The sequence below is a fragment of the Edaphobacter sp. FHG110511_03 genome (assembly GCF_059115365.1).
Genome location: NZ_JBZYWL010000004.1, coordinates 440,146 through 457,870, shown reverse-complemented (window position 1 = coordinate 457,870; position 17,725 = coordinate 440,146). Strand labels below are relative to the sequence as shown.

General features: G+C 55.8%; 13 protein-coding genes. 6 read left to right on the top strand and 7 right to left on the bottom strand.

All coding sequences use genetic code 11. The features are described 5' to 3' along the window. Window positions 1-118: 118 nt before the first annotated feature. Complete coding sequence (locus AC5S26_RS18805; protein WP_494186461.1) at window positions 119-3,052, top strand: bifunctional serine/threonine-protein kinase/formylglycine-generating enzyme family protein; 2,934 nt, start codon at window positions 119-121, stop codon at window positions 3,050-3,052. Window positions 3,053-3,081: 29 nt separating this feature from the next. Here the strand turns inward: AC5S26_RS18805 and AC5S26_RS18800 are convergent, their stop codons facing one another. Continuing rightward, window positions 3,082-3,579 (bottom strand): GNAT family N-acetyltransferase, encoded by a 498-nt coding sequence (locus AC5S26_RS18800; RefSeq protein ID WP_494186460.1) that lies wholly within the window; start codon window positions 3,577-3,579, stop codon window positions 3,082-3,084. Window positions 3,580-3,695: 116 nt separating this feature from the next. Between AC5S26_RS18800 and AC5S26_RS18795 the strand changes: the two genes are divergently transcribed. The 3 genes from AC5S26_RS18795 (at window position 3,696) to AC5S26_RS18785 (ending at window position 7,570) form a co-directional block, all read left to right on the top strand. Further along, complete coding sequence (locus AC5S26_RS18795; protein ID WP_494186459.1) at window positions 3,696-4,769, top strand: LacI family DNA-binding transcriptional regulator; 1,074 nt, start codon at window positions 3,696-3,698, stop codon at window positions 4,767-4,769. Between the two features lie 52 nt (window positions 4,770-4,821). Continuing rightward, entirely contained in the window at window positions 4,822-6,015 is a 1,194-nt protein-coding gene (locus tag AC5S26_RS18790; RefSeq protein ID WP_494186458.1) for an MFS transporter, read from the top strand. 442 nt (window positions 6,016-6,457) lie between these two features. Further along, window positions 6,458-7,570 carry a WD40/YVTN/BNR-like repeat-containing protein gene (locus tag AC5S26_RS18785; RefSeq protein WP_494186457.1) on the top strand — a complete coding sequence of 371 codons (1,113 nt, stop codon included), beginning with the start codon at window positions 6,458-6,460 and terminating at the stop codon, window positions 7,568-7,570. A gap of 31 nt (window positions 7,571-7,601) precedes the next feature. Here the strand turns inward: AC5S26_RS18785 and fmt are convergent, their stop codons facing one another. The 6 genes from fmt to AC5S26_RS18755 form a co-directional block, all read right to left on the bottom strand. Then, entirely contained in the window at window positions 7,602-8,537 is a 936-nt protein-coding gene (gene fmt, locus AC5S26_RS18780) for a methionyl-tRNA formyltransferase (protein WP_494186456.1), read from the bottom strand. 95 nt (window positions 8,538-8,632) lie between these two features. Further along, window positions 8,633-9,049, bottom strand: coding sequence for a hypothetical protein (locus tag AC5S26_RS18775; protein ID WP_494186455.1), 417 nt, complete (start codon window positions 9,047-9,049; stop codon window positions 8,633-8,635). Between the two features lie 117 nt (window positions 9,050-9,166). Further along, the gene (gene def, locus AC5S26_RS18770; RefSeq protein ID WP_494186454.1) at window positions 9,167-9,691 is read right to left on the bottom strand and encodes a peptide deformylase; all 525 of its coding nucleotides are present in this window, start codon (window positions 9,689-9,691) and stop codon (window positions 9,167-9,169) included. Between the two features lies 1 nt (window position 9,692). Next, on the bottom strand, window positions 9,693-10,868 hold the full coding sequence (gene aroC, locus AC5S26_RS18765) for a chorismate synthase (RefSeq protein WP_494186453.1): 1,176 nt from the start codon (window positions 10,866-10,868) through the stop codon (window positions 9,693-9,695). 643 nt (window positions 10,869-11,511) lie between these two features. Then, window positions 11,512-12,195 (bottom strand): class I SAM-dependent methyltransferase, encoded by a 684-nt coding sequence (locus AC5S26_RS18760; RefSeq protein ID WP_494186452.1) that lies wholly within the window; start codon window positions 12,193-12,195, stop codon window positions 11,512-11,514. 121 nt (window positions 12,196-12,316) lie between these two features. After that, a complete protein-coding gene (locus tag AC5S26_RS18755) occupies window positions 12,317-13,372 on the bottom strand; it encodes an NAD(P)-dependent alcohol dehydrogenase (protein ID WP_494186451.1) in 1,056 nt (351 codons plus the stop codon). A 360-nt stretch (window positions 13,373-13,732) separates the two neighbouring features. Here AC5S26_RS18755 and AC5S26_RS18750 point away from each other — a divergent pair, with 360 nt between their 5' ends. Both AC5S26_RS18750 and AC5S26_RS18745 read left to right on the top strand, forming a co-directional pair. After that, the gene (locus AC5S26_RS18750) at window positions 13,733-15,922 is read left to right on the top strand and encodes a VWA domain-containing protein (RefSeq protein ID WP_494186450.1); all 2,190 of its coding nucleotides are present in this window, start codon (window positions 13,733-13,735) and stop codon (window positions 15,920-15,922) included. A 107-nt stretch (window positions 15,923-16,029) separates the two neighbouring features. Beyond that, entirely contained in the window at window positions 16,030-17,613 is a 1,584-nt protein-coding gene (locus AC5S26_RS18745; protein WP_494186449.1) for a VWA domain-containing protein, read from the top strand. Window positions 17,614-17,725 lie beyond the last annotated feature (112 nt).

The window sequence follows — 17,725 nt, the reverse complement described above, 5'->3', positions numbered from 1 at the left end:
ATGGCAAGACGTCGAGCGACTATACTTTTCGGCGCTCGAGTGCAATCCAGCGATTCGTGCACGATTTCTCACCGAGGCCACAGACGGAGATCGCGACCTTCTAGAGGAAGTGCAGTCTTTGCTGAATCAACCTGGCAGCGACTCACGCCTGGACCGGCCTATCTGGGGGCAGGCTGAAGAAGTCAGACCAACCCATTTAATCGCCGGAACACTGGTGGGATCGTATGAGATCGAAGCTTTTCTGGGCGCTGGCGGCATGGGAAAGGTTTTCCGTGCACGCGATACGCGTTTGAATCGCACAGTCGCGATCAAGTTTTCCAAGCTGCACTTCACTGAGGCGTTCAGGCGCGAGGCCCGTGCTGCAGCCGCACTGAATCATCCGAATGTCGTCCAGATTTACGAATTGGGGTCTGCTGATGGCGACGAATTTATCGTCATGGAGTTCATTCCTGGCCGCAGCCTTGCTGAATTGATTCGCGAGACACGTTTGAGTCTTGAAGAGGCGTTGGCCTGCTCACATCAGATTGTTTCGGCATTGGCAGCCGCCCATGCAGCGGGAATCGTCCATGGCGACATTAAGCCCGGCAACATCATCGTCAACGACGAAACTGCTGTCGTGAAGATTCTCGACTTCGGCCTTGCCGAGCTTGAGCGTCGGAGTTTGTCGAGCGACGGTGGTACGCCAAGTATCCATGAGGGCATGGCCGAATCGGCGCTGGGCACTCCATCTTATATGTCTCCTGAGCAGGCCGAAGGCAGGCCGGTTGACGTACGCTCAGATGTTTTCTCTACAGGCGTGGTGTTGTATGAGATGTTCACCGGAGTTCGAGCCTTCCCAGGCGATTCGACTTACGGCATTCTGAGCCGTGTCATCCATGAATCTCCAACCGAACGCCTTGAGTCGCACCGGGACGTGCCGCTAGCGATCAGAAATGTCATTTCTCGGTGTCTGGAAAAAGATCCGGGGCAGCGCTATTCCTCTGGTGGAGAACTCGCGAACGCTCTCATTAAATGCAGCCGGCCCGCGCAATTGGTTGCACTTTCCCCCCATGTCGTCGCTTTAATTGCTTCAGTTCTGATCGCGACGATCGGGACAGCCGCATGGTTGCACTATCAAAATCGAGGCGCGCGCTGGACGCGTGACGAAGCGCTGCCGAAGATCCAGGCTCTGATTCTGCAGGGCGATTACTTGGGCGCCTTCACTCTTACTCGAACCGCCTTGCGCTACGCTCCGGACGATCCCCAATTGAAACAGCACTGGTTAAATGTTTCCCAAGCTCTGAATATGACTACGGTGCCGCCCGGTGCGAAGGTCTCTATCCGACCGTTTGGGGATGCCAATATGGCATGGCAGCCTATTGGGAAAACCCCTCTCGAGGGCGTCCGCGTTCCCTTGGCAAACGTGCGGATAAGGATTGCGAAGGAGGGCATGGAGCCTCTGGAATTCGGCACGACCACCTTTTTTCTCCAGGATCAGAAAATAGCTTTGTACCGCACGGGTGCGATACCGGCTGGTATGGTGGCCGTGCCGCAGCAGGCGCCGCCGGCCGGGCCCGTGAAGATCATGCCCCTGCCTGATTACTTCCTGGACAAATTTGAAGTAACAAACAGCCAATTCCAGCAGTTCGTCAACGCCGGCGGTTATCGCAGGAGAGACTATTGGCTTTACCCATTCTTAAGAGATGGCCGCGAGATTTCATGGCACCAGGCGCTCGCGGGGTTCCAGGACAGGACCGGACACGAGGGCCCAGCTTTGTGGGAACTCGGAGCTTTTCCGAAAGGCCAGGCGGACTACCCGGTCGCTGGGGTCAGCTGGTTTGAGGCCGCCGCCTATTGCCAGTCTGTGGGTAAGTCATTGCCAACGATGCACCACTGGCAAAAAGCTGCTGGATTTGGCCTCTTCTCTGACATTTTGCTGTTCAGCAACTTCACACATAACGGTCCGATGCGCGTGGGAGCCAATCCTGGGATTACTCCCTTCGGTGCCTATGATATGGCTGGCAACGTCAAAGAGTGGGTTCAGAACGAGGCCGGTGGACGACGCGTCATCCTCGGAGGATCATTTAACGACTCCATGCATGCGTTTCATAATCTTGATGCGCAGGAACCGTTTTCGCGCCTTCCCACCTTCGGCATTCGATGTGCCTCCTTTCCAACACCTGTCCCGCCTGCCGCACTTTTGCCACCCGCTCCTCCTGAGCGCGACTATGCAACCGAGAAGCCAGTTAAGAACGCTTTTTTTGAGTTCATTCGACGAATGTACAGCTACGAAAAGACGCCGCTTCTCGCCAAAACGGAAAGCGTCGACGACTCGAACGAGATCTGGCGAAAAGAAACAATTAGCTATGCCGCTGCGTATGGCGGCGAGCGAATACCCGCTTATCTGTTCTTGCCTAAGAACGTTGATCCTCCTTACCAGACTGTCCTCTGGGTCCCCGGGGGATACGCCCAGTTCCTGCGCAGCAGCGTGACCGGAGCAGGATCCAATGAATTCGACTTTCTAATACGAAGCGGACGCGCTGTACTTTATCCGATATACAAGGGGACATTCGAGCGGCATGTTGGCAACCTGGAGCGCCCTGATGTCTACCGCGAATGCATGATCCAATTCGCAAAGGACGCCTCACGCTCAGTAGACTATCTGGAAACACGTTCTGACATTCAAATTGCACGGCTGGGTTACTACGGATTCAGCTGGGGCGGAACGATGGGCCCGGTTCTCCTCGCCCTCGATCCCCGACTAAAAGCCGGCGTCCTGGTTGGCGGTGGCCTGTACCAGCAAAGGGTAGCTCCAGAGATTGACATCCTTAACTTTGCACCGCACGTCCGCGTACCTGTTCTGATGTTTGGGGGAAGATACGACTTTGTTAAGCCCCCCGCAACGGCCCAGCAGCCAATGTTTCAATTGCTCGGCAGCGGCGACTGGAATAAGCGCTACGTGCAGTTCGAGTCGGGACATGTGCCCCCAGTGGGATTTTGGATGAACGAAACGCTTAACTGGCTGGATCGTTATCTCGGGCCAGTGAAAACAAAGGCAATTGCCAATCATTAGCATCTGAGTCATTCATGCGGACAAGCCCCTCAAACTCCCCTGAAATCAAGCTCCTTCCAATAGAGCGCTGCATCCAGCCCGGTGCCGTAAAAACCTTCCTGCAGCCCCACTCGCCCGTACTGCATGCGTTCGTAAAAACGCACCGCACCATCATTCTTCACGAACACATGCAGCATCATTCCAGCTCCCTTCCAGCTGCGAACCCATGCCTCCCCGCGTGACAGCATCTCTTCCCCAACACCGCGTCCCCGCCACTGCTCATCCACATCGATGGTCACAACATAGCCGACCTCTGCGCCCTCAGCTTCCTCCTGATGCACAATGCAGAATCCCGCGAGCTGGCCGCCTTCTTCGGCAACAACCACCCACGCATTCTTCGCCTCGACAAACCTCCGCATAGCTCTTTCGCTGAACCGGAACGGTGTCGCAAAACACGCCTCGTCCAGCTCCACCATCGCCTCCAGATCGTGTCGGTCGTAGCTTCGGTATCGAATATCCTCATGCCTCATCGTGGAAATCGCTCCCATAGGTCATCCGTCACATTTCCAGCAGCGCGGTCATCTCTTCGCAATCTGGATATTCCATTCACCAATCTCGACAGTGTAAAACTGTTCCATTCTAGAAACCGCACTACCGGAGTTTCATGGCAGCCAGAAAAAAGCAGGTTCCCGACGCGAGCAAACCCGTCACCCTCAAGATCCTCGCCGAGTATCTTGACCTTTCCCCTGCGACCGTCTCCATCGTCCTCAACAACTCCCCTGTGGCTAAATCCATCTCCCCGGTGACCCGCCAGCGCGTCCTCGAGGCGGCAAAGAAGTTTGAGTATCGTCCCAACGTGCACGCGCGCATGCTTCGCACCCGGCTTACCAATACCGTTGGCGTCGTCGTTCCCGAGCTCAGCGAAGGCTACTTCACCGGCCTCATGCTGGGAGTCGAAGAATATCTTCTGCAAGCCGGCTACCTCTACTTCACGGTCAGCCATCTCTGCCGTCCCGATCTTCTCGAGGAATATCCTGACCTCCTCATCAGCCGCGCCGTCGACGGCCTCCTGCTCGTCAATACAGAACTGCCCAAGCGCGTTCCCCTTCCGGCGGTCGGCGTCTCCTCCCACATCAGCACTCCCGGCGTTACAAACGTCGTGCTCGACCACGATCGCGCCACACGCCTCGCTCTTCGCCACCTCTACGAACTTGGTCACCGCCGCATCGCCTTCATGAAAGGCCAGGCTTTCTCTCTTGATTCCGAGTCCCGCTGGCAAGCCATCAACGCTATCGCCCAGGAGATCGGGATCACCATCCACCCCGAGCTCTGCATCTACCTCGAAAAAAATTCATGGTCCCCTGAACTCGGCTATCCGCCTGTCCGGGACCTCCTCGTCCGAACCCACGACTTCACCGCGATCTTTTGCTTTAACGACACCGCCGCGATCGGCGCCATACGGGCCATTGAAGACGCTGGCCTCTCCTGCCCCCGGGATATCTCCGTCATCGGCTTCGACGACATCCTCGTCGCCGAGTACACCAACCCTCGGCTGACCACCGTCCGCCAGCCACTGCACAAGATGGGAAGCACTGCCGCTGAGCTTCTCATCAAGCGCATCCAGACTCCCGACCAGCCGTTCGCCAACACCGTCTGGTTCACACCCGAGCTCATCGTTCGTGAATCCACCGCCAGCGCCCAGGCCGCAAAGCCGCATCGCAAAGGCACTGTAACCTAAAGGTAAGCCTTGGAGCGAAGGCTCGAACCAACCTGTTACCCTCGAATCCCGGATGTCCTCAATCCCCAATCGCTCCTCTGATACACCCTCCGTTCTCGCCCTCTGGCGCAGGTTAGCGCCTCTCTTCGCCTGTACAGCCGCGTGGGGTCTCGTCACAGTCATGCTGGGCCCCCTCCTTCCTGCACTCATCGCGCGCTGGCATATTCAGGACTCGCAAGCCGGAACCCTCTTCACCGCATCCTTCCTTGGCCAGCTTGCTGGAGCATGGTTCGCGACCCGCAATCTCCGCTTAAGTCTGCTTGGCGGTGCTACTCTCAGCGCGGCCGGAACCGCCTCACTCGCCTGGACCGGCTTCCCTGCCGCTCACCTCGCGTTCTTTACCGCTGGCTTTGGAATCTCCGCCGGCCTCACCGCCGGAAATGTCGTTGCTGGAACCGCCACCAGTCACCGCGCACGCAGTCTGGCTCTCTTCAACGTTAGCTGGAGCATTGGAGCCATCGCCTGCCCCGCACTCGCCCACCTCTGCGGAGCTTCGAACAGCCGCCTCTTCTTTCTTGTAACCGCAGGGATCGTCATCATCGGCGGTCTCTTTGCCGCGACCCTGCCCCGCAGCCTCACCAGCAATTCAGAAAGTTCGGACAGGACCACAGACCTGCAACCTCCGAGGCCCCTCCTGCCTCTCCTTCTCTTTGCCGTATCCATGCTCCTCTACATCGGCAATGAGAACTCGCTCGGCGGCTGGCTCCCCAGCTTCGCCGTTCGCAACGACCCCACCACCGCTGCGTCTACAATTGCCTTTCTTTATTGGCTCTCTGAACTGCTCAGCCGCCTCGCCATGGCAACTCTTCTGTACCGCATCTCCGAGGCTATGCTCTACCGCGTCTCGCTTGCGATCCTTCTTTTTACCCAGGCCGGAATCATTCTCCTGCCGCATCCGTCATCCGCAGTCGTTCTCGCCACCACAGTTCTCAACGGAGCCGCAATCGGCCCTCTTTACCCTCTCATCGTCGCCTTCCTGCTCGCGCGAACGCCAAACCATCCCCGTCTCGGTCGGCTCTTTGCCTCCGCCTCTCTCGGGGGAGCCACGCTTCCCTGGCTCACTGGAGTCGTCTCCACTCACTTCGGCGGCCTGCGGGCAGGTCTGCTCGTTCCTACAGTAGGAATTGTCTTGATGCTCTTGCTTTCCCCCGGTGTCGTTCCTCCGCCACCTTCACGCTCGCCCGTCAGGAATGACAATCACTCCTGAAAGCCACGGAGAAGTCCTCTCAGGGGACGCGCAGAAAGCCATGTGCGCTTGGCCTTTCTGCGCGTTCTGAAACAGCTATCGTACCCGGAACCGGAATTGGTCCTTCAGAGTGATGCCGCCAATAACAATGAGAGCAACCAAGGACGGGAGAAACAAAACGTACATAAAGCCTCCTCAGCGAGGAAAAAATTTACAACGAATACATCGCTTCCCTAGCAACCCGTTAGCCATTCATAAGATCTAAGAATTTCCCAGCAAAACCCACATCTCATCTCTAAGGTCCCCAACAACACCTCTTTACGGGAAAAGAAATTACCTACTTGCCGTGCAATTTCCTTCACAGAGAATCTCGCCCCTGTGCCCTTTTGCATCCTGCAAAGAACGATGCCTCCATTTCGAATCAGACGAGGTCTCCAGGAAACGTCCTGCTATCCTTCCCCTCATGCGCCACTGGATTTTCGTTGCGTCCCTCCTCCTGACCACCGCCGCTCAGGGACAGTGGGAGGTTTTGGACTCCCACACCACTGCCAGCCTCCGTGGAATTCACTCCATCGGTAAGGGCATCGCATGGGCCAGCGGAACCGAAGGCACCGTCCTCCGCACCACCGACAACGGCACAACCTGGCAGCGCTGCGCCACGCCACCCGACGCCGAAAAACTAGACTTTCGTGGAATCCAGGCCTTCGACCGGAACACCGCCATCGCCATGTCCTCAGGCAAAGGAGACCTCTCCCGCCTCTACAAAACCACCGACGCCTGCAAATCCTGGAAACTCCTCTTCACCAACTCCGACAAAGATGGCTTTTGGGACGCAATCCAGTTCTCTGCAAAGGATCACAACTTCGGAGTACTTCTTGGCGATCCCGTTAAAAACATCTTTGTCATCATGCTGACATTAGATGGAGGAGATAGATGGGAACGGCAGACACTGAACGCCACAGAAGACATCAATGGCGAGAGTGTCTTTGCCGCCAGCAACTCTTCGCTTCTCATCTCCAATCCCGGTTATCGCAGATTCTGCACTGGAGGTTCGGGAGGTCCTCGCGTAATCCGTCTCGGCGCTGGTCCCTCCGATACAGGGGAACACACTCCGAGGAAGCTCAAGTGGGACGCGGCGCTCTCCGCAGAACGATTGAAAAGCTTGAAACAACGGCCTACAAGTGGTTGCTTCTCGATGGACGAAAATAGGGCTGGAACGACGGTAGCAGTAGGCGGTGACTATACCGAACCGAACGATAAAACTTATACAGCGTGGACCAGCGTAATAGACGATCTTTCTCCGGTGGATGAAACCTCTGAATTTCATCTTGCCCAAACCCCACCCCACGGCTACCGCAGCTCCGTAGCCTACGACCCCGCCACCCAAACCTGGATCACCGTAGGCCCCAACGGAACCGACATCTCCCGCGACGACGGCCGCAACTGGACCGCCCTAAAGCCCACCGTACAAGACCCGCCCGACGCCGACAAGAATTGGAACGCTCTCTCACTTCCCTTCGTCGTTGGTCCGAAAGGCCGTATAGGCAAACTCCGCCCCAACGCCCTCAACCCATGACCCCATCCTTTTGAGCCGAACCACAACACGCTTATTCGCCGAGTCGCTCACCGGAGTTGAGCTGATAGCCACGCAGCAGCTCGGCCGCAGTCATGCGCCTCTTTCCCTCAAGCTGAACCTCATCCAGCTCGAGAGCCGTTCCCTCTCCACAGCCAACAAACAGGCGTCCTTCGTGCAGATGGATGATCCCGGGCGCGATAAGCTCGGCATGTTCCACCGGGTGAAGTCGGTGCGCGATCAGTTTTTTGCTTTGAAGTGTGGTGAAGGCTCCAGGCCAGGGTTGGAAACCACGCCAGCGATCGTGGATCTGCTTCGCAGATCTGGAGAAGTCGATGCGGCCATCGTCGCGCGTAAGGATCGGAGCATGCGAGGCACGATCATGATCCTGATGCGTCGGAAACAAATCGCCGGCTTCCAGGCGGCGCAGGGTCTCCACCATCAACGGCGCCCCAACCTCCGCAAGATTTTCATACACATCCAGCGCCGTCTCCTCTTCGCCGATAGGCACGGCCTGGGCAAGCAACATGGGTCCCGTGTCCAGTCCGGCGTCGAGGCGCATCGTAGTAATGCCTGTAACCGTCTCGCCGTTCGCGACAGCCCACTGAATGGGAGCTGCTCCGCGATACTTCGGAAGCAGTGATCCATGGAGGTTGATATTGCCATATCGCGGCAGGTCGAGCATCCACTGCGGAATGATGCGGCCGTAGGCGACGACGAGGATAGCGTCGGGCGCAATCGCTTCGAGCTGCCCGCGAAGCTCAGCGTTATTCTTGATCTTGTCGGGTTGGACGATAGGAATAGAATGCGTCAGCGCCGTCTGCTTGACGGGCGGAGCCTGCAGCTTCTGGTCCCGGCCGACCGGACGGTCCGGTTGTGTGACGGCCAACGCGACCTCGTGGCCTGCATTCAGCACAGCTTCAAGGGTGGGGACGGCGAATTGCGGAGTTCCACAGAAGACAAGTTTCATCTTCTCTCATGCTAACTGGAGTTTTGTGGTAGAAGCTCGAGCCAGTGACTTTGCAACAAGACCTCAAATGAGCCAGGCGCAGGTTCGCCTTCGTCTCAGCCTCGGTCAGCCGATCGATCCGGTTGCACGAAGCAACGCCTCAAACCCAGAGCACAGGCGCCAAACAGGCCGGTTGCAACCAGTAGACGGGTGGAAGTCTCCGGCACAGCCTTTATGGCTTTCGGAATACCGAATTTGTTCGATACAGGGGGTTCCTGATCCGTTGTGTCGATCGAGCCTTCCAACAACATGAACTCATTGAAGGTGATGGGAAGCGAAATGCTCTGAAACTCAGGCTCGGAAAAATAAGCTTCCCCCGAGAGATAGGAGGCGACATCCACTGCGGCGCCGGGAGGCAGTGGGGTGGTCAGCTGGTCTCCGGAAGGGACGAGGAAAGCCTTAAGGGTGTCGGCGTGAAGGACCAAGGGACGGATCAAGAGCAGAAGACTAACAAAAAGGAGAGTTCTACGCATACGGAGCTCCTGGGGATGGAGTTACCGGCGTTCGATTGCCTACAGTTCAAAGTTAGCCTAACGAGATAAACGCGAAGTGAACGGATCTAATGTAAAAACCTGCATACATGCAGATTTTTACCACTCGCCGTTCTTCTGTAGCTTCTTGATTTTGCGAACCACCAATTCCCGCTTCAGGCGGCTCAGGCGATCGAGAAAGAGAATGCCATCGAGGTGATCGATCTCGTGCTGCAATGCGCGCGCGAGGAGCTCTTCTCCCTCAACCTCGAACCATTCGCCGGCGACATTCTGAGCGCGGACTTTAACTTTTGCGGCACGGGTCACCTTCTCGCGGATCTCCGGCAGCGAAAGACAACCCTCTTCTTCGAACTGCTTCCCTTCGCGCTCTACGATCTCCGGATTGATGAGGACAAGCTTGTCGGCTGGGTCCTTCTTGAAGTTGACATCGATGACGGTGAGGCGCTTGGAGAGACCAATCTGCGGGGCAGCCAGGCCGATGCCGTGAGCCGCGTACATGGACTCGAACATCTCTTCCACCAGGGTGTTGAGGTCTTCGTCGAATTCAGTGACCGGCTCGCCTGGCTTGGAAAGCACGTGGTCGGGGTACTTTACGATCTCATGGATCTTTGTCTTCTTGGCCATGTCAGTAAGCTCTTATCTGTTCAAGATAACCGTTGTAGTTGCGACGGAGTTCGAGGAGAGAGTCACCTCCAAACTTCTCGAGCGCCAGCCGGGCCACGGCGAGCGCGACCATCGCTTCGGAAGCGACTCCCGCAGCTGGAACCACACAGACATCGGAGCGCTCGTAGGCGGCTTTGACCGGCTCCCGCGTCTCGAAGCTGACGCTACCGAGCGGGCGGCGCAGGGTGGAGATCGGCTTGAGGTATCCACGCACAATCACATCCTCACCGTTTGAGATGCCGCCCTCGATGCCTCCGGCATTGTTGTGCTCGCGGGAGAACTTTGTGAAGGCTTCGTCCGGGGCGTCATAGGCGATGGCGTCGTGCACTGTAGACCCGAGCGACTCCGCTGCCGTGACACCACGGCCGATCTCTACGGCTTTGACCGCCTGAAGGCTCATAACAGCCTGGGCCAGCAGACCATCGAGGCGCTCGTCCCAGTTGACGTGAGTTCCGATACCAGGGGGCAGACCGTGAACGACCACCTCGAAGACACCGCCCACGGTATCTCCGGTGCGGAGGACCGCATCGACCTCGGCCTTCATGCGGGCCTCGTCTTCGGGGTCGACGCAGTTGAGCAGGATCTCTTCTTTTTGCGAAAGGGCGACGATCTCGTCCCATTGCGCGGGGCGCGAGAGCTCGGCCTTGCCGACACGGATGACGTGCGACAGGACCTCGACGCCCAGCTCGCGAAGCAGAAGCTTGGCGAGTGCTCCCGAGGCGACTCGCGCCGAGGACTCCCGGGCACTGGCGCGCTCAAGAACGTAACGCGCATCGGGAAAGTTGAACTTCAACGCTCCGGCAAGATCGGCATGGCCGGGGCGCGGAGAGGCGACGGCCTTATGCTTGGCCGAGTCCCCTTCTTCGACGGGAAGAATCTCGGTCCAGTTCTTCCAGTCATTGTTCGCGATGGTCATCGCGATGGGCGAGCCGATGGTCTTGCCATGGCGCACGCCGGAGAGGATATGCGCGGAATCACGCTCGATGCGCATGCGGCCGCCGCGGCCGTAACCGCGTTGCCGACGCCAAAGCTCGCGACCGATGAACTCCTGGTCCACCGGCACACCGGCTGGAAGACCGCTGACCAGGGCGACGAGACTCTCGCCGTGGCTCTCACCTGCTGTGGAAAATCGAAGCATGTTACTGCGTAACCCTTACTTGTTCCGGCATAAGGCTGAAACCGTTATTGTAACAATGACATGCAGAGGGGACGCCTGAACCGATCTGCTGGTGACGGCCCCCCGCCCTGTTTTCATGCAAAATCTTCTATCCATTGGGCTTAGGCCCGGACCGACATCGTAAAGTATTTCAAATAAACGACTTACTTGTAGGTTATTGGATATAAACCACTTGAGTGAGTGGGAAAGCTCTCAACCCTCTCGAAGCTTTTCCTATTCCTAACTTAAATTCTACCAAGTTGACCGTAATCCATCGGCAACCTTCATCTCTTTTATTTTGTGTTGCTTAGGTATAAATACCCCTTGACACGTCCTGACACTGCAGCGTTGGAGACTTGCCCATCATTGGTGTGCACTCTCGAAGTGGTCCTGCACGACCGGTCACCCTGGCCCCTTGACGAAGCGATACTTAGACCACGAGCGCCGCCGCTCTCGCAAGGATCAATGAGTGACGAAAGCTTATCGAATCCGGAAGTCCACTTGGGCCCGCCATCTTGAAAGACAAGCTCGACGCTGGCGGAAACCCGGCTTTTGAACAAAGTCTTCGCCCAACTTCCGGTTTGCCCGTGATCCAATCGCAACTCTTGAGTTCAGGAGTATCGACTCAGTTTCGTGCTACGAACAAGGCTACCTTGTTGTGTCGGCGGATTTGGACATTCTGGAACTGCCTTCTGAGCATCCCTTGCAAGCCGTCGAGGGTGTCTGCCAGGTTATGCATGACCCCCTTCTCGTTATAGAGCTTAAGAACGAATCGGCCTATCGGATTATGGGCCGCCTCATCTCCCAGAATAGTGGCGCCATAGAGAACGCCATCCTTCGAGAGGTAACGTTTGAGATTAGCGATCGCTGTCTCTTTATCCTCCATCGTGCCGGGCAGGCAGTGCAAAAGATAAAACAGTGAGATGGAGTCGTATCCGGTGTCGGCCGGTTCAGCAAAGGGCTGCATTACGTCTCGCATGAAGGTGCGAACCTGAGCTTCTTTCACTTGAGCCGCGGCAGTTCGCAGGCTATTTTCGTTGAGATCCAGCAGGCTGATCTGATGGGATTTCGTCAGACCTGCGTGAGCAAGATAATAGCCCGTTCCCACTCCAACATCGAGGTGTTTCAACCCGAGGTGTTCTTTGTAGAAGGGTAGAAGGACGGTCCTGGTTGGGCACTGCCAGACGAAACGGTTGAACATACCAAGCACGCCGAAGTCATAGAGTTTCAGAATGCTCGGCGAATAAACCGACGCGCCAGGTTCGGTGTTCAGATGCTGTCGTGGGGAGGGTGCTTGCTGCGTCGTCATCCTTCCAGGATATAAGCGGCGGAGTCAACGAATGTTTGCTTGTCGATAAGGTTTGAGAGGCGACGCACTCCAGCTGCCTCGCCTCTCTGAGACCCATGCTGCGTAGCCTGGAACATCGAGATCAATACTTCACTACTGCCCTGCCGACGACCTCGTTGTTTCGCATGAGGTCAAGATATTCGTTGATCTGTTCAAAGCTGATCGTCTTAATGGTGTGTCGGATCTTGCCGGCAGTGGCGAGAGCCATGACCTCGCTAAGGTCCGCATTGTTACCCCAGAAGGAACCGTGAAAAGTCTGCTCGCCAGAAATCCGCGGGAAGAGAGGGATGTCGATACGATCGCCGATGAATCCGACATCGGCGTAATGACCGCTTATGGCGAGCAGCGCGAATCCGGTTTGCATCATCTCCGTTGCGCCAGCGCAATCGATGATCGCATCGAGCTTATTCTGTCCAGTGCCCTTCTCCAGTTCCTTTTTCAGGTCGTCGACAGACTTGTCCCTGGTGCTGATGATCTGGTCCGCGCCATACTCCTTTGCGACGGCAAGTTTTTCAGGATTGCGAGCGAATGCAATCACCTTGGCTCCCGCTCCCAACAGCTTCGCGTATTGAACTGCATAAGAGCCGAGACCGCCGACACCAAAAACGCCGATCACCCGATCTGGCCCGAGCCCACCGGCATCGCGGATCTTTTTGATGCCCCGATATGGGGTCAAGCCCGCATCGGTTAGTGGCGCCAGCTCCTCGAATTTCAGATGTTTTGCGACTTTGATCACATAGCGTGCGGGAACCGGGATATATTCCGCAAACCCTCCGTAAGTCCCAAATCCGGGCCAGCGCACGTTGGGGCAAATGTGCGTGTTGCCTACTTGACAGTGGCGACATACACCGTCGCCCCAGCCAGGCGATACCACGACGTGGTCTCCTTCTTCCAGGCCAGCGGCTGGTGAAACGACACTGCCGATCTTCTCGATTGTTCCAGTAATCTCGTGCCCTGGAATGACCGGCGGCGGGATCTCGCCGTAGTTTTGGAAGAATCCGTCAACCAGCAGGACGTCGGAGCGGCACATACCGCATGCAGCCACCTTGACAAGGACCTCATCAGCCTTGATGTCGGGAACCGCTATATCTTCAAGAACTAGCGGCTTGTGATATTCGAGTATGCGCGCTGCTTTCATTTGTTCCTCCTTTGCGACCCTTTCGTATCGGTTTCACCCAAGCTATTCGATTCTTACTGCCCTCTGCGCTCCTTACGGAAATACGCACGTACCCTCGCTCGCTTCACGTCGGTGCGAAAGGCGGGAATCGTTAATCAAGTAGTTGTTTTCGGATGGGCGGTCAAACGCTCCATACCTCACATCCGATTCTTGATACGACATCCTATTGGCTTTATCATTTTTTGCCGATAGTGCTTCATGAATTGCCTCCAGACTAGAAATTAGAGAGCGTATATTCGTTTCGCGTACTGATCGCGTTCTCGAGAGATAGCGACAATGGCCACGGTCACGAAATTTCATACGATGGCAATCGTCCAACTCGTGGCATGGTATGAGCGATTGTCGATACTGACCCTTTGCCTTGTGATGTCTTTCTTAACACAATTTGCGCTTTCTGGTACGGCAATCGCTCAAGTTAAAACCTCCGTACTTCGCGAAGCGCGCCAGATCTCAAGCGGACCCGAACGAACATCTGAGATGTTTGGCGGATTGATGAGACTCGACGTAACCGTAACGGATAAAGGCGGAAAGACAGTCTCAGGGTTAACGCGCTCAGATTTCACGCTGCTGGACAACGGACAACCGGTCGATATTCTTTCCTTTAGCGGGTTCGATGAACTCACGGTCAAGCCGAGCCCTCCGGTTGAGGCCATTTTGTTACTCGACACATTCGATCTTCCCACCAGTGTGATATCAGATGAGCGCCATGCAATCGAGGCTTTTCTTCGGCTCGATGGCGGACATCTCAAAGTGCCAATATCTATCCTCGAATTCTCTACAACGGGTCTATGGGTCGTTGCTCGATCTTCCACTGACGGTAATGCCATGGCATCGGACGTTGCTCATTCAAGGGAGATCGCGCAGCTTCGATCTTTCCGAAGTGAACTCAGAGGGGACGCCTCCCCCAGCTTTAATCCAGACAATCCTCCATCGCTGGAGGCATTGAAGTCATTAGGGCAAATCGCTGCGGCTGTAAGACAAAAGGCCGGGAGGAAACTCCTGATTTGGGTGGGGCCTGGCTGGGGCTTAGGCAGCGGCAGATACTCGGATAGGCGAGTTTCGAAAGAGGAAGTCTTCTATGGGATTCGCTGGTTTTCAACTTTACTTCGCGAGGCGCGCATCGTTCTCTATAACTTCTCAGTAGGAGAAGTCGATCCTGCGCTGCTTTACCGAGACTACTTACATGGAGCCCAGTCGGCCGAAGATGCAAGTTTCATGAACTTGGACAGAAAGGTGCTTGCGATACAGAGTAGCGGATTGGTATTGAACAGAAGTTACGACATTGCCAGCCAAATCGAAGACTGCATGCGTGAGGCAAATATCTTCTACACACTCTCATTCAACCCCCGCGCTGCAAAGCGTCCCGACGAATATCATGATCTTACGGTGCGAGTCGACAAACCGGGGTTGACCGCTCGTACCACCACCGGATACTACAACCAAGTATTCTTTTCCGATTTGCCCGATCCAAAACTAAACCCTGTCACCGTTGAGCAGTTGGAGCAATTGTTAGGCGCGATCCACGGTCAGTCTGACGCACAAGTAGCTCATGAACTCTCTGGTCTGGAGTTGACTGAACGATTGAGCTCCGCGAAGCTTTCGTCCTGGCTCTCGAGAGTGCACGGTGAAAAGGCGCGCCAGGCGCTGGTCGGCTTAGCCGATGTTTCAGCCTTTCTTGATCCGCCAGCAGCGGAAATTGTCTACGACCCAACCCCGAGCGCATCAGAGCAACAGCACATCGTTACCATGGCGACCGAGTACGTGCGAAACACGATTCCTCAATTGCCGAACTTTTTTGCGAAGCGTACTACAGTTCGCTATGAGGATAGCCCGCAATTCCATGAGGGAAATACCGCAATGAACTATGCGCAGTTGCACAAAGCGGAGAGCTCTGAGGAAACGGTCCTCTACCGTAATGGCGCTGAACTCGTGGATTCGGGAAAAAGAGCGAATTCCAAGGGGCGGGAACTAACTACGTATGGCACTTTTGGTCCCGTCTTGCGGCTAGTGCAGGGATTATTTGCTTTTCCCGGCAATTTGGCCTGGAGTCGCTGGGAACGAGACGAATATGGAAGGCGAGCTGTTTTCAGCTACACAGTGCCTTTGACGAAGTCCACTTATGAGGCATTTGGATGTTGTCTTCCCGGTGGAGACGGGACGCTCGCTTTCAACATCATTGCTGGATATCACGGAGAGATTGCTATTGATCCCACGAGTGGTGCAATTGTTCGCCTGGAAGCGAAGGCAGACCTAAAAGGTTTTGTACCGCTTGCAAGATCGGATATCACGGTCAAATATGGTCCGGTTGAGATTGGAGGGAAGACCTACTTTTGTCCGGTGAAGGGCATCTCCCTCATGCGATCCAGGGCTGTGGTTCTGTTGAAACAGTGGGATGAAGGCTTTAGGACCTACGGTCCGTACGCAACGACGATGAATGACATCACGTTCGACAACTACCACGTGTTCCGCGCGGAGTCTCGCGTGCTTACTGGTTTCAAACCGATCGAGTGAATACTGCATTGCCTATTTATTTCGTTCCCTCGAACGTCCGTACTTCAGTCGACATCGTAGCCTGCCCTGCTACGCGTGGGGAGCACTTTTGGGCAAGGCAGCTTTTTATGCCTGGTCGAGTGTTCGTCGCTCTGGTCTTGGCATTTGTGGCCAACTTATCTCTCGCGCAGTCACCTGCGGCCGGATCCTCCGGCCCCGCAAAGGATGCAACGACCGGTCAGGCTGGTTATACCCTTAGGGCTCATTCCCGCATCGTGCTAACCGATGTCACCGTCACTGACGCCAAAGGCAACCCCGTTGAGGGTCTACCGCAGTCCGCTTTTCATATCTTCGACGACAAGGTGTCGCAGTCGATCAGTTCCTTTGAAGAACATCAGGCACCTGTCCCCGCCAACATTCTTCCCGTCACTCAATCCGGTGCCTATAGCAACGCCTACATCTTCCATTTGCCGTCTGTACTGAATGTAATCGTTCTCGACATCACGAATTTGGATATTCCGGACCAGATGTGGCTCAATCACGAACTGACTCAATTCCTGAACGATGTGCCGAACCGCGAACCGCTGGCCATCTATCTTCGCAGTGAAGACAATTGCTTTCTCCTGCAGAACTTTACGTCCGATCGGACGCTCCTGGTTGACGCCCTTCACAAGGCCATACCGAGGTTTCCCCCTCCGGGCCGTGATGCCTTAAACGATTTCGACACCATGCGCCAGATGGCCGTCTACCTCGGCCAAATCCCCGGCCGCAAGAACGTTATCTGGTTCTCTGGAGGATCCTCTTTATTTCTTCTCCCGGATGCCGACAGCATCGCGTTTGAGAACAACGCAGAGTGGCGCAATCTTTACGATGAGCTTGAGAGGGAGCGAATCGCCGTTTACGCGGTAGATGCGCGCGGATTGACCGTATCAGTCCCACCCGGAATGAACCAACAACACATGGTGATGGCGGATGTGGCACGTGCCACCGGAGGGCAGGCTTTTTACAACACGAATGGAATGATCGAATCCGTAGATCAAGTCCTCAACACTGGCGGCAGGTTCTACACGTTAACTTACTCACCCAAGAACTTCCAATTTGATAACAAGTGGCACAACGTCCGCGTGACCCTCGACGGTGAAAACTATCACCTGAGCTATCGCAGCGGATACTTCGCCGACGGTAGCGTAGGGAGTTCCGAGCAACCGCCGAAGTCCAGGACTCGCCTGATGCAGAATGGGCAGAAAGTGGAAGTCTTTCAGCCGCTAAGCAGCGCTCCCATCCTCTTCGAGGCTAACGTAACAGCAATAGACGATCCTGCGTTGGCAACTTTGCCGCCCCCTTCCGCAGCCCTCCCGTCGCAACCGCTCCCACCCGCAGCGAAGGGGAGGATGCGTTATTTGATCCGCTACTCGCTCCCCGTCGACGCGCTTACCCTTCAAGACATCGACGGCAAGAAGATCGTTACTTTCGGGATCGCGGCCATTGCCTTCAATCGCGATGGCGAGGCAATTGTGCGAGATGGTCAGCGCGCAACCATGACGCTCAATCAGAATTCCTTGAGCAAACACCCTGATGGCAGCATTCGAATCGATAAACTGATCGATCTCCAGAGGGGCGATGATTATCTCTATCTCGCCGTATGGGACGTAACCAGCCACCGGCTGGGCACCTTGCAAATAGCACTGAATGTCCCCAAGGCGTCGCAGTAGCAATAGCGGTCTGCTGATCTTAACTAAACATCCGATTCCGTTCCCGGAAAACGGGGTTATTGGAAACCTCCGCAACCCAGTGGGATTCTGTGATGCCTAACGGGGATAAACC